The following is a 22,572-nucleotide window of genomic DNA, read 5'->3' on the forward strand; positions in this document are numbered from 1 at the left end:
TCAATGTGCCGAGGTGGCGGGAGCCGGGCTGGCAGGTGCCTTGGCCGCCGGCGCGCCGGTGCCGAAATCGACCGTCGGCGCGGTGGAAATGGCTTTTTCGTTCTCCACGCTGAAGTTCGGCTTCACTTGGTAGCCAAACATTTTTGCGGTGAGATTGTTGGGGAAGGTGCGGATCATCGAGTTGTACTGCTGCACCGCCTGGATATAGCGATTGCGTGCGACGGTAATGCGGTTTTCAGTCCCTTCCAGCTGCGCCTGCAAGTTCTGGAACAGGCCATCGGCCTTGAGGTTCGGATAGTTTTCGCTGACCGCCATCAGGCGCGACAGCGCACCGGTCAGCTGGCCTTGCGCGGCCTGGAACTTGGCCAGCGCCGCCGGATCGTTCGCCAGTTCCGGCGTCACCTGGATGCTGCCTACCCGCGAACGGGCATCGGCGACTTCGGTAAAGACCTTGTCCTCATGCGCGGCATAGCCCTTGACGGTATTGACCAGGTTCGGCACCAGGTCGGCGCGGCGCTGATACTGATTGAGTACCTCCGACCACTGCGCCTTCACCGCCTCGTCCTGCTTCTGGATTGCGTTGTATCCGCAACCCGACAGCATCACGACCAGCAACATCAGCACGATAACCCGTAAGGTATTCATCGGAACGCTCCCTTCCAGTGAGTGGCCATTGCAACACCTGGCCTACATGGATGCAATCGCCTGGCCTACATGGGATTGTCCAGCGGACTGGCGATAGCGGAGCGGACCGCTTGCCGTTTCAGATCCAGCGCGGCCCGAGGATCAGCCCCCAGCACAGCACCACCAGCACCAGCAACAGGAACACCGCTGCCGAGCCCATGTCCTTGGCCCGCCCCGCCAGCTCGTGGAATTCCGGGCTGACCTTGTCGACCACCGCCTCGATGGCCGAGTTGAGCAGCTCCACCGACAGCACCAGGATCACCGGCGATACCAGGGCGAGCTTCTCCAGTGCTCCGTTCCCTACCCACAAGCCGACGGGAACCAGGACTACGGCAAGCATCGCTTCCAGCCGAAACGATGCCTCATGCCGCCAGCCGGCCCGCAGGCCCTTCATCGACCAGCACAAAGCTCGCCACAGTTGGCGCGGATCGCCGCGAAAACCACTACCGGGCATGGCTGGAACGGCCCGCCGATGTGGAAAGCAAGGCATTTTTCAGCATGACGGGCGATGCTCCGGAGGGGCGGCGACAGGCGCGTCATGATGCCATAAGCAGCCGGCCGCCCCGGCCGCCGCAAGACATTGCTTGCCGCATTGCAACTTCAAGCTAATCGCGGATGGGTTAACCTTCGCCGATTGTGCCCGCTGAAGGCACTGAAAAAGCAGGTCGATGTCGGCCTCGTAGTACACGTGCACGGAACTATCCATGGCAACTCAGATTCGACCCGTTTCACAAACCCGCTCGTTCAGCACCGTGTTCCTGATCGAGATGTGGGAGCGCTTCGGCTTCTACGGCATGCAGGTGTTGATGGTCACCTTCATGATGAAGAAGCTCGGCTTCGTCGACACCAAGGCCAACCTCGTCTGGGGTGCCGCCGCCGCATTGATCTACGCCACCCCGGCCATTGGCGGCTGGGTGGGCGACAAATTGATTGGCACGCGCCGCACGATGGTCATGGGCGCGGTCATTCTTGCCATTGGCTACGCCATGCTCTGGGTGCCTTCCGACAACGCATACATGACCTACGTGGCGTTGGGCGTGATCGTGGTCGGCAATGGATTCTTCAAGCCGAACGCCGGCAATCTCGTGCGCAAGATCTACGAGGGCGACGAAACCAGGATCGATAGCGCTTTCACCATTTACTACATGGCCGTGAATGTCGGCTCGATGATCTCGATGACGGCGACACCGTGGATCCGCGATGTCGTCGCCGCAAAATACGGCGACTCGATGGGCTGGCATACGGCCTTCGGCGTCTGTTCGATCGGCCTGGTGCTTGGCCTGATCAATTACCTTTTGATGAAACGCACGCTGGCGCACATCGGCTCACCCAGCGACGACCGCCCGGTAGATCTCAAACGCCTCACCGCGGTATTGCTGGTTGGACTCGCCACCGTCTTCATCTCCGCGTTCATCCTGCAGAGCGAGACCGTTGCCAAGTGGTGCGTGTACGCGGCCGGCGCCGTGATCCTGGGCATTTTCGTGCACCTGATCCGCTCCAGCCAGCCGAGCGAACGCGCCGGACTGACCGCTGCGCTGGTGCTGACGGTACAGACCATTTTCTTCTTCATCTTCTATGCGCAGATGGCGACGTCGCTGAATCTTTTCGCGCAACGCAACGTCGACCTTTCGTTCGACGTATTCGGCGCGCATCTGTTCACCTGGATTCCCGAGCAATACCAGAATTTGAATGCCATCTGGATCGTGATCCTCAGCCCCGTGCTGGTTTTCATCTACAACTCGCTCGGCCGCCTGGGCAAGGATCCATCGGTGGCGGCCAAGTTCGCCTGGGGTTTCGCGGCGGTCGCGCTGGGCTTTTTCATGTACGGCGTCGGCGCCAGGTCGGCTGTGAACGGCCAGGTTTCCTCGTGGATCATGGTCTGGGGTTACGGCCTGTATTCGCTGGGCGAACTGCTGGTCAGCGGCCTGGGACTGGCGATGATCGCCCGCTACGTGCCCGAGCGCATGGGCGGTTTCATGATGGGTGCCTACTTCGTGGCGGTCGGCATTTCCCAGTACCTGGGCAGCGTGGTGGCGAACATCGCGCACATCCCGGACAACATTACCGATCCGCTGGAATCGCTGGCCATTTACACGCATCTGTTCAATATCCTCGGCTTCGTAGGCGTGGGCTGCACGCTGGTCGCCGTGGCCATGCTGCCGCTGATGAACAAGCTATCGGCCAGCCATTCCGATCCCGCGACCAATCACGATCCTTTACCGGCCGTGCGCAGCGAGGAATTCAACACGCCGTAAGAGGCAGCGCGTATACCCGGGCATGGGCGAGCCGAGCGCGCGCAGACGCTCGCCCTTCCCTCTTCGATACCTGTCTTTCGATTCATGCCGCAACGCCAGCCCAAGCAGCACATCGAACCGTTCGCGCTGACGCGCACGCTGGTATGGCTGCGCCTGTGCGCCATCGCCGGCCAGAGCATGGCGGTGATGGTGTGCTCGTGGTGGATGCAGATCGACATACCCACGTTGCCGCTGCTGCTCGGCATCGACCTGCTGGCCGTCTTCGCCGTCTTCGCCGCATGGCGCATCAGCCAGCCATGGCCGGTGCGCGAGTGGGAAACGGTCTGCCATGTCGCCGCGGATACCTGGGTACTTGGTTATCTGCTGTATTTCACCGGCGGCGCCAGCAATCCGTTCGTGACGCTGTTGCTGGTTCCCATCGCGCTCAGTGCTGCCGCGCTGTCGGTGCGCGCGCTGCTTGCCGTTGCGGCGCTTGCCGGCGCGGCCTATTTCATCCTGCTGCGCTGGTACGTGCCGCTACCGATGAACGACCTGATGAGCGGCGACCACGGCTTTTCGCTGCACGTGGCCGGCATGGGCGTGAACTTCGCCATTACCGCGCTGCTGCTTGGCTTCTTCATCAACCGGCTGGCCACGGCCATGCGGCTGCAGCAGTTGGAAGTGCAGCGCGTGCGCGAGCGCGCCCTGCGCGATGAAGGCATTTTGGCGATCGCTACCCAGGCGGCGGGCGCGGCGCACGAACTCAACACGCCCCTGTCTACCATGCGCACGCTGTTGCCCGAATTGCGGCGCGAACATGCGGCCGATGCCGCGCTCGATGAGGATCTGCTGCTGCTTGAAGGTCAGGTCGAACGCTGCCGCACCATCCTGCGTGAAATGGTCATCTTCGGAAAAGCGCAGTTGTCGCAGGAATTCGAACGACTGGCGCTGCCTGCCTTCGTCCATGGCTGCGTCGAGCGCTTCCAGTTGCTGCGTCCGGAAGCGGAACTTGAGTTGCGCGTCGACGCGAACCTCGAACAAGTCGTGCTGCGAACGCCTCCCGGCTTGCGCCATGCACTGCTCAACCTGCTCAACAATGCCGTCGACGCTTCGACATTGCGTGATTCAAACAGCGTGGCCCTGGAAGTGCGCCGTCATGAACGATGGCTGGAATGGATCGTGCGCGACCGCGGCCCTGGCTTCGCCCTTACCGGCACCGCCGCCGTCATCGGTGAAAGCGGCAAGCAAAGCGGCCTCGGCATTGGTCTGGCGCTCGCCGAAGCCACCGCTGAACGACTGGCTGGCGAATTGATCGCCACCAATACGGAAAACGGGGCGCAGATGTGCTTGCGTCTGCCGCTGGCGGTCATCGCCGAAGCTTGATCCGGGATCCATCACGGCACTGCCATCACCCTGCGCCAGTGTCGCACCCGGCTGTGCAACAAGCACATAGCCTGCATATCCGGCAAAATAGCCCGGCAAATACGCCGGAAGTAGTCATGATCCCATCGAACCAAGTCAGCTCCACGCGCCCGCTCCTGATCGTGGACGACGATGCCACGTTTGTACGAGTACTCACCCGGGCGCTGGTATCACGCGGTTTCGAAGTGGTCAGCGCCGGCAACGCCGATGAAGCGAGGGCTTTTTCGCGCAAACTCCAGCCACGCCACTGCGTGCTGGATCTCAAGCTCGGCGACGAAAATGGATTGCGGCTGATTCCGGAATTGCACGAACTGGTGCCGGATATGCGCATCCTGCTGCTTACCGGCTACGCCTCGATCGCCACCGCGGTGGAGGCGATCAAGCGCGGCGCGCACGATTACCTGTCCAAGCCCGTCGATGCCGATGCCGTCGTGCGCGCCTTGCTGGAAGGCGAAAGCGCACAGCAGGGCGACGACGAAGTCATCGATGCGCCCGAAGCACCACTGGCCCTGCGTCGCCTGGAATGGGAGCACATCCAGCGCGTACTCACCGAATGCGACGGCAATATCTCGGAAACCGCACGCCGCCTGGGCATGCATCGCCGCACGTTGCAACGCAAACTGAGCAAGCATCCGGTGCGCGAACGGCCGGAACAAAACGGCTAGGGATGCTCTGATCAATGGTACGCAGGCGGCATGCAGATCGCAAAACCATTGTTCAACCGATAGTCGAGCCGCGCGCCAGCCACCTGCAGATGCTGGCGTGAATTGTCGAATGCGCTGCGGGCACGCCACCTTGCCGCCGGCGTTTCGGAAAATTCCTTGCGCTACTCGGCGGACGAGGACTGCGCCGGCGCAGGTGGCTGGTTCGATGGGTCGGGCTCATTGTCGTAGATCGCCACGTGCGCGACGCCGTCCGCGCCGATCCAGCCACGGAACATGCCGTCGGTATTGAAGGGCATGGCGATGTTGCCGTTATTGTCCAGCGCGATGGCGCCGCCGTTGCCGCCCATCGAGGGAATTTCCTGGTTGATCACTTCCGCGGCGGCTCGCTGTATCGGCTCGCCCAGCATCGAGACTTTCATGCAGATCTCGTGCGCGGCCACGGTGCGCATATAGAACTCGCCCCAGCCGGTGCCGGAGACGGCACATTGGGCATTGGCATAGGTGCCCGCGCCAATGATCGGGGAATCGCCGACGCGGCCCCAGCGCTTGTCGGTCATGCCGCCGGTGGAGGTTCCCACGGCGAGATGGCCCTCGCTGTCGAGCGCCGCGGCACCGACCGTACCAAAATGCCTGGCAGTATCCGGATCGGCATGCGGCTTCTTTTCGGCGTCTTCCTTCAAGGCCTTCTGCAACTGCTGCCAGCGTTCATCGGTGCGGAAATACGCAGGGTCGACCAGGGCGATGCCCTGCTCCTTGGCGAAGGCTTCCGCACCGTCGCCGACCAGCATCACGTGCTGGGAATGTTCCATGACGGCGCGGGCCAGCAGGATCGGATTCTTGACCCGATGCACGCCAGCCACCGATCCGGCGCGCAAGGTATCGCCATCCATCACCGCGGCATCCATCTCGTTCTTGCCGTCGTGCGTGAATACAGAGCCCTTGCCGGCATTGAAGTTGGGATCGTCCTCGAGCACGGTGATCGCAGTGGTTACCGCGTCGATCGCCGGCTTGCCGGCTTTCAGCTGCGCATAGCCGTCCTGCAAGGCCTTGGTCATCGCCGCCCGCACCGCCTTTTCCCTGGCGGGAGTCATGTCGCGGCGGATGACCCCGGCGCCGCCATGGATCACCAGCACCGGTGTGGTGGCGTGCGCGGCGGCAATCACGCCCAGCGCAGCCAAGGCAACGAATAAGCAGGACGACTTCACGAGATAGCTCCCCAGGCCTTTGGGCGAGTATAGCCAGCGGTCGTGCCGTGCTCAGCCGTATGGCACAGCCTTCCATCAAGGATTTCGATGTTTCACGCAAGCCTGCGGCAGCAGCGCCGATCCGTCGTATATCCTACGCAGCTATCTGTTCCCCGCATGAAGGCACCCTCATGGATAAGGTTTATGCAAACGCAGCCAAGGCTCTGGATGGCCTGCTGTTCGATGACATGACCATTGCGGCAGGCGGTTTCGGCCTGTGCGGCATCCCGGAAAACCTGATCGGCGCGTTGCTCGCCGCGGGCACGAAGGGGCTGACGATTGTCGGCAACAATGCCGGCGTCGACGACTTCGGCATGGGTCCGCTGCTGAAGACGCGCCAGGTCAAGCGCGTGTATGCCTCCTACGTGGGCGAAAACAAGGAATTCGAGCGCCAGGTGCTGGCCGGCGAGCTGGAACTTCATCTGGTGCCGCAGGGCACCCTGGCCGAGAAACTGCGTGCCGGCGGCGCCGGCATTCCCGGTTTCTATACGCGCACGGCGTATGGCACCAAGCTGGCGGAAGGCAAGGAAACCAGGCGTTTCGGCGACAAGGAATACGTGCTGGAAGAGGCCATCCATACCGACGTTTCCATCGTCAAGGCCTGGAAGGGCGACCGCCTCGGCAACCTCGTGTTCCGCAAGACCGCGCGCAACTTCAACCCGATGATCGCCACGTGCGGCAAGGTCTGCGTGGCCGAAGTGGAGGAACTGGTCGAGGTCGGTGCACTCGCGCCTGACGAGATCCACGTGCCTGGCATTTATGTCGACCGTGTCATCAAGGGCGAGAGCTACCAAAAGCGCATCGAATTCCGCACCATTGCCGGCGCCAATACTGGCAAGGAGAGCCCGATCCGCATCGCCATGGCACGACGCGCGGCGAAGGAGTTGCGCGACGGTTTCTACGTCAACCTTGGCATCGGCATTCCGACCCTGGTGGCCAATTTCATTCCCGCAGGCATGGACGTCACCCTGCAATCGGAAAACGGCCTGCTCGGCATCGGCCCGTTTCCGGACGAGGCGCACATCGATCCCGACCTGATCAACGCCGGCAAGCAGACCATCACGGCGCTGCCTGGCGCGAGCTATTTCTCCAGCGCCGATTCGTTCGCGATGATTCGCGGCGGGCATATCAACCTGTCGATCCTCGGCGGCCTGGAAGTGTCCTGCACCGGCGATCTCGCCAACTGGATGGTGCCGGGGAAGATGGTGAAAGGCCCAGGCGGCGCCATGGACCTGGTCAGTGGCGTGCAGCGCGTGGTGGTGCTGATGGAACACACCGCGAAAGATGGTTCGCCGAAGATCAAGAACCAGTGCGACCTGCCTTTGACCGGCAAGCAGGTGGTGGACCTCATCATCACCGACCTATGCGTGTTCGAGGTGGCGAAAGGCAAAGGCCTCACGCTGATCGAACTGCAAGAGGGCGTGACGGTGGAGGATGTAAAAGCGAAAACCGGTTGCGCGTTCGAGGTTCATTCGTCGCTGGGTTGACTCGCACGTGCAGCAAGCGGCGCGCTCCAGTTGGAAGAAGCGGTGTGCGTGAAATGATTCGCGGACGATAGTTCAGACGCGAGGATCTATATCTCGCTTCGCCTGCCCCTCTCCCCAACCCTCTCCCTCGCGAGGGAGAGGGCGCCGGCACCCCGTCGAGAACAGCCCCTCTCCAGCTTAAGAGGGCCAGTAAGCAGGCATCAAATCGCCGGGACCGGCAATGGCTGCGGAAAGCGGATTTCCGCCACGTATCGATTACCGCCCTGCACGTGCAAGTCCAGCGGCCACGCAAAGCGTTCGCTGATGCGGCGCGCGATGGCATATTCGAATCCCTGCTGGCCGGTCGTCAGCGGATCGTGCGCCACGCCAGCGGCAGCGCTTACGCTGACCACGCCGGGCAACACGGTTACCAGCACGGTGCCTTGCCCGGTGTATTGGCTGGCGTGACGGATCAATTGCCAGCACAGCACCGCGAACACGCGCGGCGATCCGTGCAAGGCGAAGGCCGCGGGCTCTTCGAACTGCAATTCGATGGGGTGTCCGTGCAGCATTTCTCGCGCATCGGCCAGTTCGTCGCGCAGCACTTCGTTCACCACGAAATCCTGCTCGCCCTGGCCGTTGTCCGCTTCGCGCGCAAGAATCAGCAATGCCTCCACCAGCGCCTCCATCTCGCGCGTGGCGCGCCGGATGCGTTGCACCGAGCGCTGGCCGAATTCGCTCATGCTCGATTCGTCCGACAGCATGTCGGTGGACATCTTGATCACGGTCAGCGGGCTGCGCAGCTCGTGGCTGGCATCGCGGGTGAAATTACGTTCGCGTTCGTTGTAGCCCGCGATGCGACTGGCGAAGTTGTGGAAACCGCGCGCCAGCGTCGCGACATCCGCATCCACCGGGCGCAGCAGGTGGTCCTGTCCCAGCGCATCGAAGTCGGATTGCCCTTCCTTCCAGTCACCGACCCACTGCGCAAGCTTGCGTACCTGCCGCCAGCTGCGCTCCGCCGCCAGCCACGCCAGTGCGCTTACGATCACGATCAATAGCAGCACCGCGCTCGCCGGCGCCACGTTGTAATAGCCCATCAGGCACGCCACCACCACCGCCACGAGTTGCATGCCGAAGATCAGCATCAACCGGCGTTGAAAGCCGCCGCGCACAGGCGCGGCGCGTTGAGTTGGCGCACCCCTTGTCATGGATGTATCGGTCAGGCGGTCAAGCGATATGGCTGACGGTGGTGGTCTCGGCGTCGAGATCGGCCAAACGATAACCGGCCGAATGGATCGTATGCAGCAGGGCCCGGTCGAACGGCTTGTCGATCACCCGGCGCAGGTTATAAAGATGCGAACGCAAGGTGTCGGAGTCGGGCAACGTGTCGCCCCAGATCTCGCGTTCGATATCGCGCCGGCTGACCACGCGCGGGGATTCGCGCATCAGGATCGCCAGCAGCTTCAGGCCGATCGGCGAGACCGTCAACTCCTGGCCGCTGCGGGTCAGCCGCAGGGTGGCGGTATCCAGGGTCATATCGCCCACCGTCAGCACTTCGCTGGAAACCTGGCGGCGATCGCGGCGGATCAGCGCACGCAGGCGCGCCTCCAGCTCCCGCACTTCGAACGGCTTCACCAGATAGTCGTCCGCGCCGGCCTCCAGGCCGATCAGCTTGTCTTCCAGGGTGTCCCGCGCGGTCAACATCAGCACCGGTGTGGACTTCTTGGCATCGCCGCGCAGCTTGCGGCAGACGTCCAGGCCATCGATCCCCGGGAGCATCAGGTCCAGGACTACCACGTCATAGCTATTGGATACCGCCAAGTGCAGTCCGCTGACGCCATCTTGAGCAAAATCAACGGAGTAACCTCGACGCTCCAGGAATTCGCCGACCATCTCCGCTATCTGGCGGTTATCTTCCACCAACAGGATCAGCCCGGCATGCTCGTCTCGTGAACTCATAATCGCCTCGTCGCCCAGGGTCTTCACATTTGTGAAGGCTAACGACTAAGGGGGTAAGCACGATGTGAATTTGACCCGATGAAAACGTCGCGGCGCATCAATTCAGCAATGGTTTAAGTTGCGGCCAGACCGTGTCCAGCACCAGCGGCTCGCCGGCGGCCACCGGATGCAGGCCGTCTTCCTGCATCAATGCGGGATTCAACGCTACGCCTTGCAACAGGAACGGCAGCCATGCCGTGTGCTTTTCGCGCGCCAGGTCGGCATAGACCGCACGCAGGCCGTCGCGATACTGCGGTCCATAATTCACCGGCAACTCGATGCCCAGCAACAGCACCTTGGCGCCGGCATGCTGGGCCGCATCGATCATCGCGGCGAGATTGCCGCGCAGATTGGCCAGGGATAGTCCCTGCAAACCATCGTTGGCGCCCAGTTCGATCACCACTACGCGCGGATGGTATTGCGCCAGCAGCGCCGGCAGGCGGTTGCGTCCGCTCAGCGAGGTTTCGCCGCTGATGCTGGCATTGATCACCGTCCAGCCCGGCTCCATGTCGTGGAGACGTACTTCCAGCAGATGCACCCAGCCGGCTTCCACCGGGATGTTGTGCGCGGCGGACAACGAATCGCCCAGCACCAGTAGATGTTTCGGTGCAGCGCCTCGGGCGGACGACTGCACTACCCCGATACCGCAAAGCAGAACAAGCAGACAAAGGAAACGACGCATGAGTGATTCTCGTCCGGTTCTCGAGGTCCGGGATGTTAGCAAGTCGGTGAATGGCCCCGAAGGGCGGCTGGATATCCTCAGCAACGTAACGATGCAGGTGAACGCCGGAGAGAGCTTTGCCATCGTGGGTGCTTCCGGCTCAGGCAAGACCACCCTGCTGGGCTTGCTTGCCGGTCTGGATACGCCGACCCATGGCAGCATCCAGCTGGACGGCCATGCGCTGGAACAATTAGATGAGGAAGCGCGCGCGGACCTGCGCCGGCGCCTGGTCGGCTTCGTGTTCCAGTCGTTCCATCTGCTGCCCGCGCTTACCGCCGAGCAGAACGTGATGCTGCCGCTGGAACTGGAAGGCAACCCTGCCGCGCGCGAACGGGCGCGGGAAGCATTGGAAGCGGTCGGGCTCGCCGCGCGGCGCCGGCACTATCCGGCCCAGCTTTCCGGCGGCGAGCAGCAGCGCGTGGCGATCGCACGCGCTTTCGTGCATGGACCGCGCATCCTGTTCGCGGACGAGCCCACCGGCAACCTGGATCGCCGTACCGGTCGACACGTATGCGACCTGCTGTTCGCCCTGAACCGCGATCACCAGACCACGCTGGTGCTGGTCACCCACGACCAGCAGCTGGCCGAGCGCTGCGTGCGGCGCGTGGAATTGCAGGAAGGCCGGCTGGAGTCGCCATGAAGATCCTGTTGCTCGCCCTGCGCAGCCTGCGTCGTGAATGGCACCTGCCGGAGCTGCGCACGCTGGCCGCGTCGCTGGTGCTTGCGGTGGTGTCGCTGGGCGTGGTCGCCACGCTTACCGCGCGCATGGAACACGGCGTGCTGGCCAGCGCCGCCGAACTGATCGGCGGCGACCTTGGCGTTTCCGCGCCGCAGGCTATCCCTGCCACCTTCGCGGCGGCAGGCCGGCAACGCGGCCTGGCCATGACGCGCACGGCGAGCTTTCCCAGCGTCGCCTTCGCCCAGCAGCAGAGCCAACTGCTTGATGTATTGGCCGCGGACGGGGCTTATCCCTTGCGTGGCACGCTGCTGGTCGGCGATGTACGTGGACGGCAGACCATCGCCCATGGTCCGGCAGCCGGTACGGTCTATCTCGATCATCGCGCACTGACAGGACTGCACCGGCAGGTGGGCGATAGCGTGCAGCTTGGCGGCCATGACCTGCGCATCGCGGGCGAGCTGATCCAGGAACCGGACGGCGGCGAACTGGTGGCGATGGCGCCGCGCGCCATGATGAACCTGGGCGATGCCCAACAGGCCGGACTGCTCGGCGAGGGCAGCCGCGCGCGGCACAGCCTGCTGCTGGCCGGCGAACCGGACGCGGTGCAACGCTGGCGGCGATGGGCGCAATCGGTTGCCTTGCCGCAAGGTGGCGAACTGATCACGCCCGAGCAAACCCAGGAACGGATGCGCAGCGCGTTCGATCGCGCGAGTGCCTTCCTGCGCCTTACCGCGCTGCTGTCGGCGCTGCTGTCCGGCGTGGCGATCGCGCTGGCCGCGCAACGCTACGCGCGACGCAAGACCAACGAAGTGTCCTTGCTGCGTGCATTAGGCACTTCGCGCGGACACGTGCTGGGTCTGCTGCTGGGAACGCTGGGCGGGCTCGCCTTGCCGGCGGCGTTGCTTGGCGTACTGCTTGCGCTGGCGTGCGCACAAGCCACATGGATGTTCGCCAGCCAGCTGTTTTCCGGCGTACCGACCGTATTGCCCCTGATGCCGTCGCTCGCCGCCGCGGGCATGGGCATTGCCGTGCTGCTTGGCTTCGCCCTGCCCCCGCTGGTACGGCTTGCCGATGTGCCGCCGGCGGCGGTATTCCGGGCCAGCCTGGCGCGCCGCATCCGCCGCTTCGATGTGTTGTACCTGATTCCCGCTGTCGTCGCCCTGGCGCTGATCTGGACCCTGAGCGGCTCAGCCACGCTCGCCGGCATTCTTGCCGCCAGCCTGTTGGGGGTGGCGGTGGTCGCCGCACTGCTGGCGACGTTGCTGCTGTGGCTTGCGCGACGCATCGCACCGGGCGGCCACCCCGCCTTGCGGCTGGGCATGGCGGCCCTGGCCCGGCGACGCGGCTTGAGCATCGTGCAGGCGACCGCCCTGAGCCTGGGGCTCACTGCCCTGTTGCTGCTCGCCGTCGTGGCGCCCGCCTTGCTCGATGGCTGGCGGCAGGAACTGCCCAGCGATACGCCAAACTGGTTCGTGCTCAACTTGCAGGACGACCAGCGCGCCGATTTCAGCAAGGCGCTCGACCGCCTCGGCGCAAACCAGCTCAACATGATGCCGCTGGCGGTGGGCAAGCTCACCGCGATCAATGGCAAGTCGATCGATACCCTGCATTTCAAGGACGAACGCGCCAAACAATGGAGCGATCGCCAACTGCGCCTATCCTGGGCCGATACGTTGCCGCCCTACAACAGCGTGATCGCCGGCCACTGGTTTGCATCGAACCCGCCGACCGCCGAAGTCTCGGTGGACACCATGTGGCGCGACATGTACGCGCTCAAGCTAGGCGACACCATGCGTTTCGACGTGGGCGAAGGCCAACTCGAGGCGCGCGTGACCAGCTTCCGCCATGTGGACTGGGGTTCGTTCCGCGTGAACTTCTTTTTGCTGGTGGATCCAATGCACGCCAACGCGCTGCCGCACACCTGGCTCGCCAGCTTCTACCTGGCGCGCGGCAACAGCCCGGCGCTGGCGGGGCTTTCGCGCGCTTACCCGAATCTCAGCCTGGTGGACGTGGACGCGCTGCTCGACCGCGTGCGCGAGATCGTGCAACGGGTGACGGGCGCGGTGCGCTGGGTGCTGGGTTTCAGCCTGCTTGCCGGCGCGCTGGTGCTGGCTGCCGCGTTGGCGAGCAGCGGACAGGAACGCCGCCACGAAGCGGCTTTGCTGCGCACGCTGGGCGCCCGCCGGGGACTTTTGCGTATCGCCGCCGCCTGCGAATTCGCCCTGCTCGGCTTGATTGCCGGTATCACCGCGTCGATGGGCGCCATGGTGGGTGGCTGGTGGCTGGGGCGCAGCGTGTTCCATCTCAAGGACTTCGTGCCGCAGCCGCTGCCGCTGCTCCTTTCTGCCTTCGCGGCGGCAGTGGTAGTGATGCTGCTGGGATTGGCCGGCACGCGCAAAGTGACGCATACGCCACCGATGCGCCTGCTGCGGGCCGAATAGCGACGGGAGACGCCGCAAGCACGCAATCCCTCACTCATTCCTTGCGGCGCAACCCGGTAGGATGCGGATTCCTCCGCCACGAGTCCGCGCATGTACACGCTCTATTATTCGCCGGGCACCGCCAGCATGGTGGTACACCTGGCTTTGCTGGAAATCGGCGCCGAGTATCGGCTCGAACTGGTCGATTTCGCCAAGGATGCGCAACACAGCGCGGAATATCTGCAGCTCAATCCCGGCGGCAAGGTTCCGGTATTGCTGGTGGATGGACGAGCGCTGCATGAATCGGGCGCGCTGCTCACCGTGCTGGCCGAGCGCCATCCGGAAGCCAGGCTGATACCGCAGGCCGGCACGCCAGAACGCGATGCATGGCTGCAATGGATGGTGTTCCTCAGCAACACGCTGATGTCCACCTATCGATACTGGTTCTACCCGCACGAACTGGGCGCCGACGAACACCCGCCGGCGATCCGCACGGCCTTGCAGCACAACATCGAAAACGTGTGGGACCGGCTCGAAGCACACCTGCTGGCACACGGGCCCTACATGCTCGGCGCTGAATTTTCCGGAGTGGATCTGCTGCTCACCATGCTCATGCGCTGGTCGCGCAACATGCCGCGTCCGGCGACCGAATGGCCCGCCTTGAAACGGCTGGCCGATCTCGTGCGCGCACGCCCCAGTTGGAAGCGGCTTTACGAGTTGGAAGGCTTGACCGAGTGGCGGTGACCCTGACCCGGAACTACGCAGGCTGACCGCCATGGCCGCAGCCACCCACCCCTGGCTCAACCGCCTGCAACACGAATGGCTGTTGCTGCTGTTCACCACGCTCACGCTGGTGCTGGCGTGCGTCGATCCGCAGCCATGGGAACATTACCGGCGCTGGCTGCAATGGCCCACGCTGTGCGGGCTGCTCGGCTTGCTGATCGCGATCCAGGGCATCCGCGATAGCGGCATGGTGCAACGCTTCGCCGGCATGCTGGTCGCACGCATGCATTCCTTGCGCGGCGTGGGGTTGTTGCTGGTCAGCATGACCGCGCTGCTGTCGATGGTGCTGACTAACGATGTGAGCCTGTTCCTGATGGTGCCGTTGACGGTGGCGATCGGCGGCATGTCCAACTTGCCGATCCTGCGCATGGCCGTGCTGGAAGCGCTTGCGGTGAACGCCGGTTCCACCCTGAGCCCGATCGGCAATCCGCAGAATCTGTTGATCTGGCAGCACGCGCAGCTGCCGTTCCTGCATTTCGTCGCGGCGTTGCTGCCAGCCGCCGCGGTGATGTTCTTGCTGGTTGCGATGCTTACTGTGGCCTGGCTGCCCAAGCATCGCGTGGAACTGTACGCGGACCGGCTCGGCCAGCAGCAGCGATCAGTCTCCTTGGCGCTGTTGTCCGTGATCAGCCTTGCCATGATGGTGCTGATGATGGAACACGGCCACGCCCCACTCGGCGCCATGCTGCTGGTGGTTCCGTTCGCGCTGTTTTCGTGGCGCAGCCTTGCGCGCATCGACTGGCTGCTGATGGCGACCTTCGCGACGATCTTTCTTGGCCTGGGCCATTTCGCGGAACTGCCGCTTATCGACCACGCCCTTGGCCGCATTGATTTCAAACAGCCGCTGGCGCTCTATCTCGGCGGCATTGCCAGCTCCCAGCTGATCAGCAACGTGCCGGCCACGGTCCTGCTGCTCGATCGTGCGCAGGACGCCCTGGCGCTGGCGGTAGCCGTCAACGTCGGCGGCTTTGGCGTGGTGATCGGATCGCTGGCGAACCTGATCGCGCTGCGGCTGGCCAAACAGCCGCATTCAATGCGGCTGTTCCACCAGGTATCGGTGCCGTTCCTGCTGGTTTGCGCGCCGCTGGTCTACCTGGTGACGCGCCTGCTGTCCTGATCAGTCGTCGTCGCGCGGCACGCTTACCTTGCCGCCGATGTTGCTGTGGCTGACGTCGCCGCTGCCTTTCGCACCTACGATAAGGTCGCCGCGCACATTGTTGACCTCCAGGTCGCCCGACCCCAGCGTACCGACGTTGACGCTGCCGTCCACGTGATCCAGCGTGACATCGCCCGAACCGACGCTGCCAACGTTTACGTTGCCGTGCACGACGCGCGCCTTGAGGTCGCCCGAACCGATCGAACCCGCGCGCAGGCTGCCGATCTCGGACACTTCCACGTCGCCCGAGCCGGCGGTCACCGACACTTCGCCGGCGACATGGTCGATATGCAGGTCGCCCGATCCGGTCTGCGCCGTAAGCTGCGTCAAGCCGCTGATGTAGGCATCGCCGGAACCATCGTTGACCGTCACCGGCATTTGCGCCGGAAGCTGCATCTGCAGATCGAGGTATTCGTAGGAAACGCCGAATACGCTGATGGTGAACGAGTGCTCGCCGCCCACGTCGACGATCAACTGATCGCCTTCGCGGTGCTGGGTAACCTGCAGGTTGTCCAGCGCGCTTTGCGATGAAGCGCAGGCGTGTCCGGTAAGTTCGAGCCCGTTGGCATGGCCGCTGCCGACCAGATGGATGTCGTGGCTGTGCAATTCGATCTGCACGCCGCGCACACCCGCCAGGTCATCGTGCAGGTTGCGCGGCGCGGAATAGCGGCACTGCTCCGCCGCGGCGCCCAACGGCAGCGACAACAGGGCCAGTAGGACAAATGTATGCGGTACCAGGGTGCGACGCATGCGAAATCTCCAGACGGTGTATGGGTGATGAGATGCCCGCCAGCCAGAAAAGGTTGAGTACAGGGCCAGTCTGCGGCCGGACCGCCACGCGGACCAGATGCCTTTTGGCGCATGGATCCGGCGCCGGCTGCGCCCGCGCTGGATGGCGACCGGGAGGCGGAAAAGCGACCGGCAAAGCCGCGGCGTTACAGCTCTTCCGTCTTGGCCCGTCGCCAGAGCGCTTCCTGTTGCGCCAACGTCAATGCCGAAAGCGGCTTGCCGTCGGCGGCCGCCCGCTGTTCCATCCAGCGGAAGCGCCGCTCGAACTTCGCGTTGGCGTGCTTGAGCGCCCGCGTGACGTCCACGCCGGCGTGCCGCGCCAGGTTCACCGCCACGAACAGCACGTCGCCGATCTCATCTTCCAGCCGCGACGGATCCGCGCCGGCTTCAAATTCGGCGTCGACTTCGGCCAGTTCCTCGTGCAGCTTTTCGATCACCGGACGGTGGCCGGGCCATTCGAACCCGACCGTCGCGGCGCGTTGCTGCAGTGTCCATGCGCGCTGCCATGCCGGCCGGCCGCGCGAGACGCCGGCCAGCGCGCTATCGTCCTGCGCATCGCCCTTCGCGGCGCGTTCGCTGGCCTTGATCTGCTCCCACGCCTGCTTCTGTTCCTCGCCGCTGGCGTAGACCGCGTCGCCGAACACATGCGGATGACGGCGCAGCATTTTGTCGCTGATCGCATGCACCACATCATCGAAATCGAACAGTCCCTGCTCTTTCGCCATCTGCGCATGGAATACCACTTGCAGCAGCAGGTCGCCGAGTTCGTCGCGCAAATCCTGCCAGTCGCAGCGATCGATGGCGTCGGCGACCTCGTAGGCTTCCTCGATGGTGTAAGGCGCAATGGTGCTGAAATCCTGCTGCACATCCCACGGGCAGCCGTGCTGCGGATCGCGCAGGCGCGCCATGATCGCGAGCAGATCGGCAAGCCGATGGCGCGTCGCGGTGTTCACGGCAGGCCGGCTTCGCGCAGGCGCATGATCCAGTCGATGCCGGCATCGCCCACGGCAAGGAATTCCGGATTGAGCAGGGACTCGCCGCGGTTGTAATGCAGCGGCACTCCGGCGAGATCCAGCACCGCGCCGCCGGCTTCTTCCAGTACGCATTGGGCGGCGGCGGTATCCCATTCACTGGTGGGGCCGCGGCGCAGATAGGCATCGGCGGCACCGCGCGCGATCAGGCAGAACTTGAGCGAGGAACCCAGCGGCTGCAGCAGGTAATCATCGCCAAGCAGGCGACGCATCACCGCCTCTTCCGATCCGCCATGCGAGCGGCTGCCGGCCGCCACCGGCGGACGCGCCAGTTGGCGGGTGAAGATGCGCTCCCATTCGGCATCCCGTTGCACCTGCCACCATGCGCCATGACCGCGCGCGGCGGCGAACAGTTCGTCGGTGACTGGCGCCAGGACCACGCCCATCACCGTCTGGCCGTGATCGACCAGCGCGATGTTGACGGTGAATTCGCCGTTGCGCTTGACGAATTCGCGGGTGCCATCGAGCGGATCGACCAGCCAATAGCGCGACCACGTGCGGCGCTGCTCCCATGGCAACTGGCTGGCCTCTTCCGAGACCACGGGCAACCGCGGATCGAGCTGGGCAAGGCCGGCGGCAATTACCTTCTGGGCCGCCAGGTCGGCCGCGGTGAGCGGTGAAAGGTCATCCTTCACCGCCACATCGAAGTCTTCGCGGTAGACGGCCATGATGGCTTCACCGGCGTGGCGCGCCAGCATGCCGATCGCATGCAGCAAGGGAAGTTCGGGTCTATCGCTCACGTTGGTGGCAGGCGTCCGGCGAGGTATTCGCGCGCCAGGAACAGCGCGGCGATGGAGCGGCCTTCGGTGACGTCGTCACGCGAGACCAGCGTATGCAGTTCGGCCAGTTTCCAGGGCACTACGTCGAGCGGCTCCGGCTCGTCGCCCGGCAGGCGTTCGGGGTAGAGATCCTGCGCCAGCACCACGTGCGCCATGTGCGTCATGTAGGAGGGCGACAGCGAAAGGTTGTGCAGGATCTTCAGCTTGCGCGCGCCATAGCCGACTTCTTCCTTCAACTCCCGATTGGCGCCCTGCTCGACCGTTTCGTCGCGATCGAGCCGGCCCTTCGGCAGGCCCAGTTCATAGCGATCCAGGCCCACGCCGTATTCGCGTATCAGCAGCACGGTATCGTCATCCAGCATCGGCACGATGATCACCGCGCCAAGACCGTGGCCCTTCAGGCGTTCGTAGGTGCGGTGCTCGCCGTTGGAAAATTCCAAGTCCACCTGTTCGACGCGCAGGAAGCTGCTGGTGTCCGAATCGCGTGTGGCATGGATGAGCGGATAGCGTGGCATGCGCCGATTGTAGCGGGGTTTGGCGGTCCCTTCCTTATGCGGAACGGGAAAGACGTTGCAGCGCCTGGGCATGGATCGCCGGCGTACCCGCCAGCACGCTGCGGGTATCGAGGTTCACCGCCTTCCCGTCGAGATCGGTGAACGCCCCGCCGGCTTCGCGCACGATCACCGCCAGCGCGGCGATATCCAGGATATTGACGTCCGATTCGATCACCAGGTCCAGTCCGCCGCGCGCAAGCAGATGGTAGTGGCAGAAATCGCCGTAGCCGCGAATGCGGTTGCTGTCGCGGATCAGCGCGCCCAGCGCGGACCAGCGCGCATCGCCAGTCAAGCTTTTGACGTTGCCGATCGATAGCGATGCCTGGTCCATGGCCAGGGTCCGCGCCACCTGCGCACGTTCGCCCTGGAACCAGGCGCCAGCGCCGGCACAGGCCCACATCGTTTCGCCATAGACCGGCGCGCTGGAGACGCCCAGCACCAGTTCGCCGCGATGCATCAGCGCGATCTGCGTGGAGAAAAACGGCGTGCGGCGCACGAAACTCTTGGTGCCATCCAGCGGATCGACCAGCCACAACAGGCCATCGCGATCGCCATCGAGCCCGAATTCCTCGCCATAGATCGACGCGCCCGGCAAGGCCGGTGCGAGCACGGCGCGAATAGCTTGCTCGGCTTCGCGATCGGCTACCGTCACCGGCGTGGCGTCGGATTTGATCTCCACATCCACGCCACGTTTCCAGTAATGCCGGATCACCTCGGCCGCGGCATCCGCTGCCTCGCGCGCCGCGCGCAGCGCCGCATCCCACTGCTGTTCGCTCATGCTTTTCCCGTACCGAATTGGGCCAGACCGCCACGATAGCGGAGTTCAAGCGTGCCGTCCGCCGCCGGCGTGCCCAGGCCATGCAACCAGCGCAGCAAGGCGGGATCATCGCTGCGCGGCTTGAGGTCCAGCCGAAGATCCCAGCCAAGCGGGCTGAAAGATAGACGTCCAGCCGTCCGCAAGGGTCCGTGGCCATCGTCGTCGAGGGTGGCATGCAGCACACCCGACTGGCCCATGATCGCCAGCCGCAGCACACCCAGACGCACCGGTCCTTGTCCGGTATCCACGGCAGCCTGCGACCAGCTGCCCTGTGCATCGAGCTGCATCGGCCAGTCGCCCTGCCATTGCGCGTGCGGGATGTGCAGGTCGAACTGCCCCTGCGGCTGGCCATGCAGCCACGGCTGTACGCCAAGCATCGCCATGTCCAGGTGCAAGGTAACGTCGCGCCACGCTTGCTGCGTGGCGGAAATGCGATGCATCCAGCCCTGCACTTGCAACTGCGGCTGTTGCAGCTTCAATCCCAGCTGGATATCGCCGATCAGCGCACGGTGCGAAAGGGTCCAGGCAACGCGGCCCAAGCGGGTGCCGTCCGCCATCGACACCTGCCCCGCACGGCCGTTCCACAATGTTCCTTCAAGCTGTTCGAACTGCACGCCGTGCAAGGACGATCGCAGCCACGGCAGCACCCATCGCGCCGGCATGAACCACACCAGCAGCGCGAAGGCGAGAACGAATGCCGCCAAGCCGGCCAGCACCACACGCAAGCGTTTCATCAAGCCGATTCCAAATGACGTTCCGCCCGTCATCCAGAAGCGACTTGCCCAGTACGCTCCGAACGACGGGAAACACGCCGGCGCCCTTGAGTCGCACCGGCCGATGCATCGATCATAGCCGGATGACCCACACTCCCCACGCCAATGCCGCCCTTGCGCGGCGCGATCTGCGGCACATCTGGCATCCCTGCACCCAGATGCACGACCACGAACAGGTGCCGATGGTGCCGATCGTCCGCGGCGAAGGCGCGTGGCTGATCGATGCCGAGGGCCGCCGTTACCTGGACGGCATCAGTTCGTGGTGGACCAATCTGTTCGGCCATGCCAACCCGCGTATCGCCGCGGGCCTGGCCGAGCAGGCACGCACACTGGAGCATGTCATTTTTGCCGGCTTTACCCATCCGCCGGCGATCGAGCTGGCCGAACAGCTGGTACAGATCACGCCATCCGGGCTGGACAAGGTTTTCTTCGCCGACAACGGCTCGGCCGCGATCGAAGTGGCGCTGAAGATGAGCTTCCATTACTGGCTCAACCAGGGTCATGGCGAGAAGACCCGCTTCATTGCGCTCACCGGCAGCTACCACGGCGAAACGCTCGGCGCCCTGTCGGTCAGCGATGTCGCGCTGTATCGCAAGACGTATGCGCCGCTGCTGCTCACGCCGCTCCTGGCGCCTTCGCCGGATACCTACGGCGCCGAAGCGGGCGAATCCCCCGAACAAACCGCCACGCGCCGGCTGGAAGCGATGCACGCGCTGCTGGAACGCCATGCGCACGAAACCTGTGCCGTGATCGTGGAGCCATTGGTGCAGTGCGCTGGCGGCATGCGCATGTACCACTCCAGTTATCTGAGCGGATTGCGCGCGCTGTGCGATCGCTACCACGTGCATTTCATCGCCGACGAAATCGCGGTGGGCTTTGGCCGTACCGGCACGATGTTCGCCTGCGAGCAGGCGCAGGTCGCGCCCGATTTCATGTGCCTGTCCAAGGGGCTGACCGGCGGCACCCTGCCGCTTTCCGCGGTGCTGACCACGCAGCGTGTCTACGAGGCGTTCTACGCCGAATACAGTGCGGGCAAGGCTTTTTTGCATTCGCACAGCTATACCGGCAATCCGCTGGCCTGCCGCGCCGCGCTGGAAACGCTGGCGATCTTTCGCGACGAACCGGTGCTGGAGCGCAACCGCGTGCTTGCCGCCCACCTGGCAAAACGCTTGGCGCCGTTGCGCGATCATCCGCATGTCGCCGATGTGCGCCAGCAAGGCATGATCGCGGCTGTCGAACTGGTGGCGGACAAGGCCACGCGGCGCGCCTTTCCAGCGGAAGAACGGCGTGGCCTGCGCGTTTTCCTGCATGGCCTGCAACGCGAAGCGCTGCTGCGCCCGCTAGGCGACATCGTCTACTTCATGCCGCCTTACGTGGTGAGCGAAGACGAGATCGACCATCTGGTCGAGGTGGCAAGCGAAGGCATCGCGCTGGCCATAAGGGACTGATTCGTTTCGTAGCGGGCTGTTTACCCCGTCGGTCCGCTCGAAGGCCGGCCATAAAGACGGCCTGGCGTGTTCAGGCGAATCAACAACCGGCCCTGGCGCGCGGTATTCTCCGCTCACCGATCAAGCAAGCAGACGCATGCGCAGCACCCGCATCCATATCGACCAGCCGCTGGCCGTAGCCGCTGAATTGGCATTGCCGCCGCAAGCCGCCGAACACGTGGCGCGCGTGCTGCGCATGAATGCCGGCGACAGCCTCACCCTGTTCAACGGCGACGGCTACGACTATGCCGCCACGCTGGTGGCCATCGGCAAGCGCGACGTCGTGGCGCGCATCGAGGATCGCGAACAGATCGCCAACGAATCGCCATTGCAACTCACCCTTGCGCAAGGCGTGGCGCGCGGCGAGAAGATGGACCTGATCGTGCAGAAAGCCACCGAGCTGGGCGTCACCCGCATCGTGCCGCTGTTCACCGAGCGCTCCGAAGTAAAACTCGACGCGGCGCGCGCTGAAAAACGGCTGTCGCATTGGCGCGCGGTCGCCGCCAGTGCGTGCGAGCAAAGTGGCCGCGTGCGCGTGCCTGACATAGCGCCCGCGCAAGCATTGTCATCCTGGCTGGACAACCTGGCCGAAGACGGTACGCAGCGCCTCGCGCTGCTGCCGGAAGGCACCTTGCGGCCACGCGAACTACGCTTTGGCGAAGGCGGCGGATTGCTGGTGGTCGGCCCCGAGGGCGGCCTTGGCGAGCGCGATGTCGCCGCGCTGGGCGAAGCCGGTTTCCATGGCTTGCGCCTGGGACCACGCATCCTGCGCACGGAGACCGCGGGATTGGCCGCACTGGCGGCGTTACAGGCGTTGCACGGCGACATGTAACGCCGCTCGAGGCGGTACGCCGCAGGCCGTGGCGAGGT

The 22,572-nt window shown here is 64.3% G+C and carries 22 protein-coding genes; 10 read left to right on the forward strand and 12 right to left on the reverse strand.

The window, feature by feature from the left end; all coding sequences use genetic code 11:
* Both ISP15_RS09355 and ISP15_RS09360 read right to left on the reverse strand, forming a co-directional pair.
* Positions 1 to 645 carry a LemA family protein gene (locus ISP15_RS09355; protein WP_404546996.1) on the reverse strand — a complete coding sequence of 215 codons (645 nt, stop codon included), beginning with the start codon at positions 643 to 645 and terminating at the stop codon, positions 1 to 3.
* A gap of 118 nt (positions 646 to 763) precedes the next feature.
* Positions 764 to 1,138, reverse strand: a complete 375-nt coding sequence (locus tag ISP15_RS09360; RefSeq protein WP_404546997.1) for a diacylglycerol kinase — start codon at positions 1,136 to 1,138, stop codon at positions 764 to 766.
* 250 nt (positions 1,139 to 1,388) lie between these two features.
* Between ISP15_RS09360 and ISP15_RS09365 the strand changes: the two genes are divergently transcribed.
* The 3 genes from ISP15_RS09365 to ISP15_RS09375 all read left to right on the forward strand — a co-directional run bounded on the left by ISP15_RS09365 (position 1,389) and on the right by ISP15_RS09375 (position 5,005).
* Positions 1,389 to 2,939, forward strand: coding sequence for a peptide MFS transporter (locus ISP15_RS09365; RefSeq protein ID WP_404546998.1), 1,551 nt, complete (start codon positions 1,389 to 1,391; stop codon positions 2,937 to 2,939).
* 84 nt (positions 2,940 to 3,023) lie between these two features.
* A complete protein-coding gene (locus tag ISP15_RS09370) occupies positions 3,024 to 4,301 on the forward strand; it encodes an ATP-binding protein (RefSeq protein WP_404546999.1) in 1,278 nt (425 codons plus the stop codon).
* 116 nt (positions 4,302 to 4,417) lie between these two features.
* On the forward strand, positions 4,418 to 5,005 hold the full coding sequence (locus ISP15_RS09375) for a response regulator transcription factor (RefSeq protein WP_404547000.1): 588 nt from the start codon (positions 4,418 to 4,420) through the stop codon (positions 5,003 to 5,005).
* A gap of 161 nt (positions 5,006 to 5,166) precedes the next feature.
* Here ISP15_RS09375 and ISP15_RS09380 read toward each other — a convergent pair whose 3' ends face one another.
* Positions 5,167 to 6,210: an isoaspartyl peptidase/L-asparaginase family protein gene (locus ISP15_RS09380; RefSeq protein ID WP_404547001.1), complete on the reverse strand. Its 1,044-nt coding sequence runs from the start codon at positions 6,208 to 6,210 to the stop codon at positions 5,167 to 5,169.
* Positions 6,211 to 6,380: 170 nt separating this feature from the next.
* Here ISP15_RS09380 and ISP15_RS09385 point away from each other — a divergent pair, with 170 nt between their 5' ends.
* Positions 6,381 to 7,736: a 3-oxoacid CoA-transferase subunit B gene (locus ISP15_RS09385; protein ID WP_404547002.1), complete on the forward strand. Its 1,356-nt coding sequence runs from the start codon at positions 6,381 to 6,383 to the stop codon at positions 7,734 to 7,736.
* Positions 7,737 to 7,936: 200 nt separating this feature from the next.
* Here the strand turns inward: ISP15_RS09385 and ISP15_RS09390 are convergent, their stop codons facing one another.
* The 3 genes from ISP15_RS09390 to ISP15_RS09400 form a co-directional block, all read right to left on the reverse strand.
* The gene (locus tag ISP15_RS09390) at positions 7,937 to 8,923 is read right to left on the reverse strand and encodes a sensor histidine kinase (RefSeq protein ID WP_404547003.1); all 987 of its coding nucleotides are present in this window, start codon (positions 8,921 to 8,923) and stop codon (positions 7,937 to 7,939) included.
* Positions 8,924 to 8,942: 19 nt separating this feature from the next.
* A complete protein-coding gene (locus ISP15_RS09395; RefSeq protein ID WP_404547004.1) occupies positions 8,943 to 9,674 on the reverse strand; it encodes a response regulator transcription factor in 732 nt (243 codons plus the stop codon).
* A gap of 97 nt (positions 9,675 to 9,771) precedes the next feature.
* Positions 9,772 to 10,395 (reverse strand): arylesterase, encoded by a 624-nt coding sequence (locus tag ISP15_RS09400; RefSeq protein ID WP_404547005.1) that lies wholly within the window; start codon positions 10,393 to 10,395, stop codon positions 9,772 to 9,774.
* Here ISP15_RS09400 and ISP15_RS09405 point away from each other — a divergent pair.
* From ISP15_RS09405 to ISP15_RS09420, 4 genes are all read left to right on the forward strand, one after another.
* A complete protein-coding gene (locus tag ISP15_RS09405) occupies positions 10,394 to 11,074 on the forward strand; it encodes an ABC transporter ATP-binding protein (RefSeq protein WP_404547006.1) in 681 nt (226 codons plus the stop codon). The genes ISP15_RS09400 and ISP15_RS09405 overlap by 2 nt on opposite strands.
* Entirely contained in the window at positions 11,071 to 13,554 is a 2,484-nt protein-coding gene (locus ISP15_RS09410; RefSeq protein ID WP_404547007.1) for an ABC transporter permease, read from the forward strand. Before ISP15_RS09405 ends, ISP15_RS09410 begins: the two co-directional genes overlap by 4 nt.
* A gap of 90 nt (positions 13,555 to 13,644) precedes the next feature.
* On the forward strand, positions 13,645 to 14,277 hold the full coding sequence (locus ISP15_RS09415) for a glutathione S-transferase family protein (RefSeq protein ID WP_404547008.1): 633 nt from the start codon (positions 13,645 to 13,647) through the stop codon (positions 14,275 to 14,277).
* Between the two features lie 31 nt (positions 14,278 to 14,308).
* The gene (locus ISP15_RS09420) at positions 14,309 to 15,433 is read left to right on the forward strand and encodes an SLC13 family permease (protein ID WP_404547009.1); all 1,125 of its coding nucleotides are present in this window, start codon (positions 14,309 to 14,311) and stop codon (positions 15,431 to 15,433) included.
* On the opposite strand, the gene ISP15_RS09425 is transcribed toward ISP15_RS09420, so the two are convergent.
* The 6 genes from ISP15_RS09425 to ISP15_RS09450 form a co-directional block, all read right to left on the reverse strand.
* Positions 15,434 to 16,222, reverse strand: coding sequence for a DUF4097 family beta strand repeat-containing protein (locus ISP15_RS09425; RefSeq protein ID WP_404547010.1), 789 nt, complete (start codon positions 16,220 to 16,222; stop codon positions 15,434 to 15,436). It abuts the gene before it with no gap.
* A 185-nt stretch (positions 16,223 to 16,407) separates the two neighbouring features.
* Positions 16,408 to 17,214 (reverse strand): nucleoside triphosphate pyrophosphohydrolase, encoded by an 807-nt coding sequence (gene mazG, locus ISP15_RS09430; RefSeq protein ID WP_404547011.1) that lies wholly within the window; start codon positions 17,212 to 17,214, stop codon positions 16,408 to 16,410.
* Positions 17,211 to 18,032: a 3'(2'),5'-bisphosphate nucleotidase CysQ gene (gene cysQ, locus ISP15_RS09435; protein ID WP_404547012.1), complete on the reverse strand. Its 822-nt coding sequence runs from the start codon at positions 18,030 to 18,032 to the stop codon at positions 17,211 to 17,213. Before cysQ ends, mazG begins: the two co-directional genes overlap by 4 nt.
* A complete protein-coding gene (nudE, locus tag ISP15_RS09440; protein WP_404547013.1) occupies positions 18,029 to 18,586 on the reverse strand; it encodes an ADP compounds hydrolase NudE in 558 nt (185 codons plus the stop codon). Before nudE ends, cysQ begins: the two co-directional genes overlap by 4 nt.
* A 34-nt stretch (positions 18,587 to 18,620) precedes the next feature.
* On the reverse strand, positions 18,621 to 19,403 hold the full coding sequence (locus ISP15_RS09445; RefSeq protein WP_404547014.1) for an inositol monophosphatase family protein: 783 nt from the start codon (positions 19,401 to 19,403) through the stop codon (positions 18,621 to 18,623).
* Positions 19,400 to 20,176, reverse strand: a complete 777-nt coding sequence (locus ISP15_RS09450) for a type II secretion system protein N (RefSeq protein ID WP_404547015.1) — start codon at positions 20,174 to 20,176, stop codon at positions 19,400 to 19,402. Before ISP15_RS09450 ends, ISP15_RS09445 begins: the two co-directional genes overlap by 4 nt.
* Before the next feature lie 122 nt (positions 20,177 to 20,298).
* On the opposite strand from ISP15_RS09450, the gene ISP15_RS09455 reads away from it, so the two are divergent.
* Positions 20,299 to 21,663: an adenosylmethionine--8-amino-7-oxononanoate transaminase gene (locus ISP15_RS09455; RefSeq protein WP_404547016.1), complete on the forward strand. Its 1,365-nt coding sequence runs from the start codon at positions 20,299 to 20,301 to the stop codon at positions 21,661 to 21,663.
* Positions 21,664 to 21,799: 136 nt separating this feature from the next.
* Entirely contained in the window at positions 21,800 to 22,534 is a 735-nt protein-coding gene (locus ISP15_RS09460) for a 16S rRNA (uracil(1498)-N(3))-methyltransferase (RefSeq protein ID WP_404547017.1), read from the forward strand.
* The last annotated feature ends 38 nt before the right edge of the window (positions 22,535 to 22,572 follow it).

It is taken from the genome of Dyella jejuensis (genome assembly GCF_044904675.1).
GTDB classification, from domain to species: Bacteria; Pseudomonadota; Gammaproteobacteria; order Xanthomonadales; family Rhodanobacteraceae; genus Dyella_B; species Dyella_B jejuensis.

Bases quoted from the DNA above. Each gene is read 5' to 3' on its own strand.
- ISP15_RS09355 (WP_404546996.1), bottom strand. From the start codon at position 645: ATGAATACCTTACGGGTTATCGTGCTGATGTTGCTGGTCGTGATGCTG.
- ISP15_RS09360 (WP_404546997.1), bottom strand. From the start codon at position 1,138: ATGCCCGGTAGTGGTTTTCGCGGCGATCCGCGCCAACTGTGGCGAGCT.
- ISP15_RS09365 (WP_404546998.1), top strand. From the start codon at position 1,389: ATGGCAACTCAGATTCGACCCGTTTCACAAACCCGCTCGTTCAGCACC.
- ISP15_RS09370 (WP_404546999.1), top strand. From the start codon at position 3,024: ATGCCGCAACGCCAGCCCAAGCAGCACATCGAACCGTTCGCGCTGACG.
- ISP15_RS09375 (WP_404547000.1), top strand. From the start codon at position 4,418: ATGATCCCATCGAACCAAGTCAGCTCCACGCGCCCGCTCCTGATCGTG.
- ISP15_RS09385 (WP_404547002.1), top strand. From the start codon at position 6,381: ATGGATAAGGTTTATGCAAACGCAGCCAAGGCTCTGGATGGCCTGCTG.
- ISP15_RS09390 (WP_404547003.1), bottom strand. From the start codon at position 8,923: ATGACAAGGGGTGCGCCAACTCAACGCGCCGCGCCTGTGCGCGGCGGC.
- ISP15_RS09395 (WP_404547004.1), bottom strand. From the start codon at position 9,674: ATGAGTTCACGAGACGAGCATGCCGGGCTGATCCTGTTGGTGGAAGAT.
- ISP15_RS09405 (WP_404547006.1), top strand. From the start codon at position 10,394: ATGAGTGATTCTCGTCCGGTTCTCGAGGTCCGGGATGTTAGCAAGTCG.
- ISP15_RS09400 (WP_404547005.1), bottom strand. From the start codon at position 10,395: ATGCGTCGTTTCCTTTGTCTGCTTGTTCTGCTTTGCGGTATCGGGGTA.
- ISP15_RS09410 (WP_404547007.1), top strand. From the start codon at position 11,071: ATGAAGATCCTGTTGCTCGCCCTGCGCAGCCTGCGTCGTGAATGGCAC.
- ISP15_RS09415 (WP_404547008.1), top strand. From the start codon at position 13,645: ATGTACACGCTCTATTATTCGCCGGGCACCGCCAGCATGGTGGTACAC.
- ISP15_RS09420 (WP_404547009.1), top strand. From the start codon at position 14,309: ATGGCCGCAGCCACCCACCCCTGGCTCAACCGCCTGCAACACGAATGG.
- ISP15_RS09425 (WP_404547010.1), bottom strand. From the start codon at position 16,222: ATGCGTCGCACCCTGGTACCGCATACATTTGTCCTACTGGCCCTGTTG.
- nudE (WP_404547013.1), bottom strand. From the start codon at position 18,586: ATGCCACGCTATCCGCTCATCCATGCCACACGCGATTCGGACACCAGC.
- ISP15_RS09445 (WP_404547014.1), bottom strand. From the start codon at position 19,403: ATGAGCGAACAGCAGTGGGATGCGGCGCTGCGCGCGGCGCGCGAGGCA.
- ISP15_RS09450 (WP_404547015.1), bottom strand. From the start codon at position 20,176: ATGAAACGCTTGCGTGTGGTGCTGGCCGGCTTGGCGGCATTCGTTCTC.
- ISP15_RS09455 (WP_404547016.1), top strand. From the start codon at position 20,299: ATGACCCACACTCCCCACGCCAATGCCGCCCTTGCGCGGCGCGATCTG.
- ISP15_RS09460 (WP_404547017.1), top strand. From the start codon at position 21,800: ATGCGCAGCACCCGCATCCATATCGACCAGCCGCTGGCCGTAGCCGCT.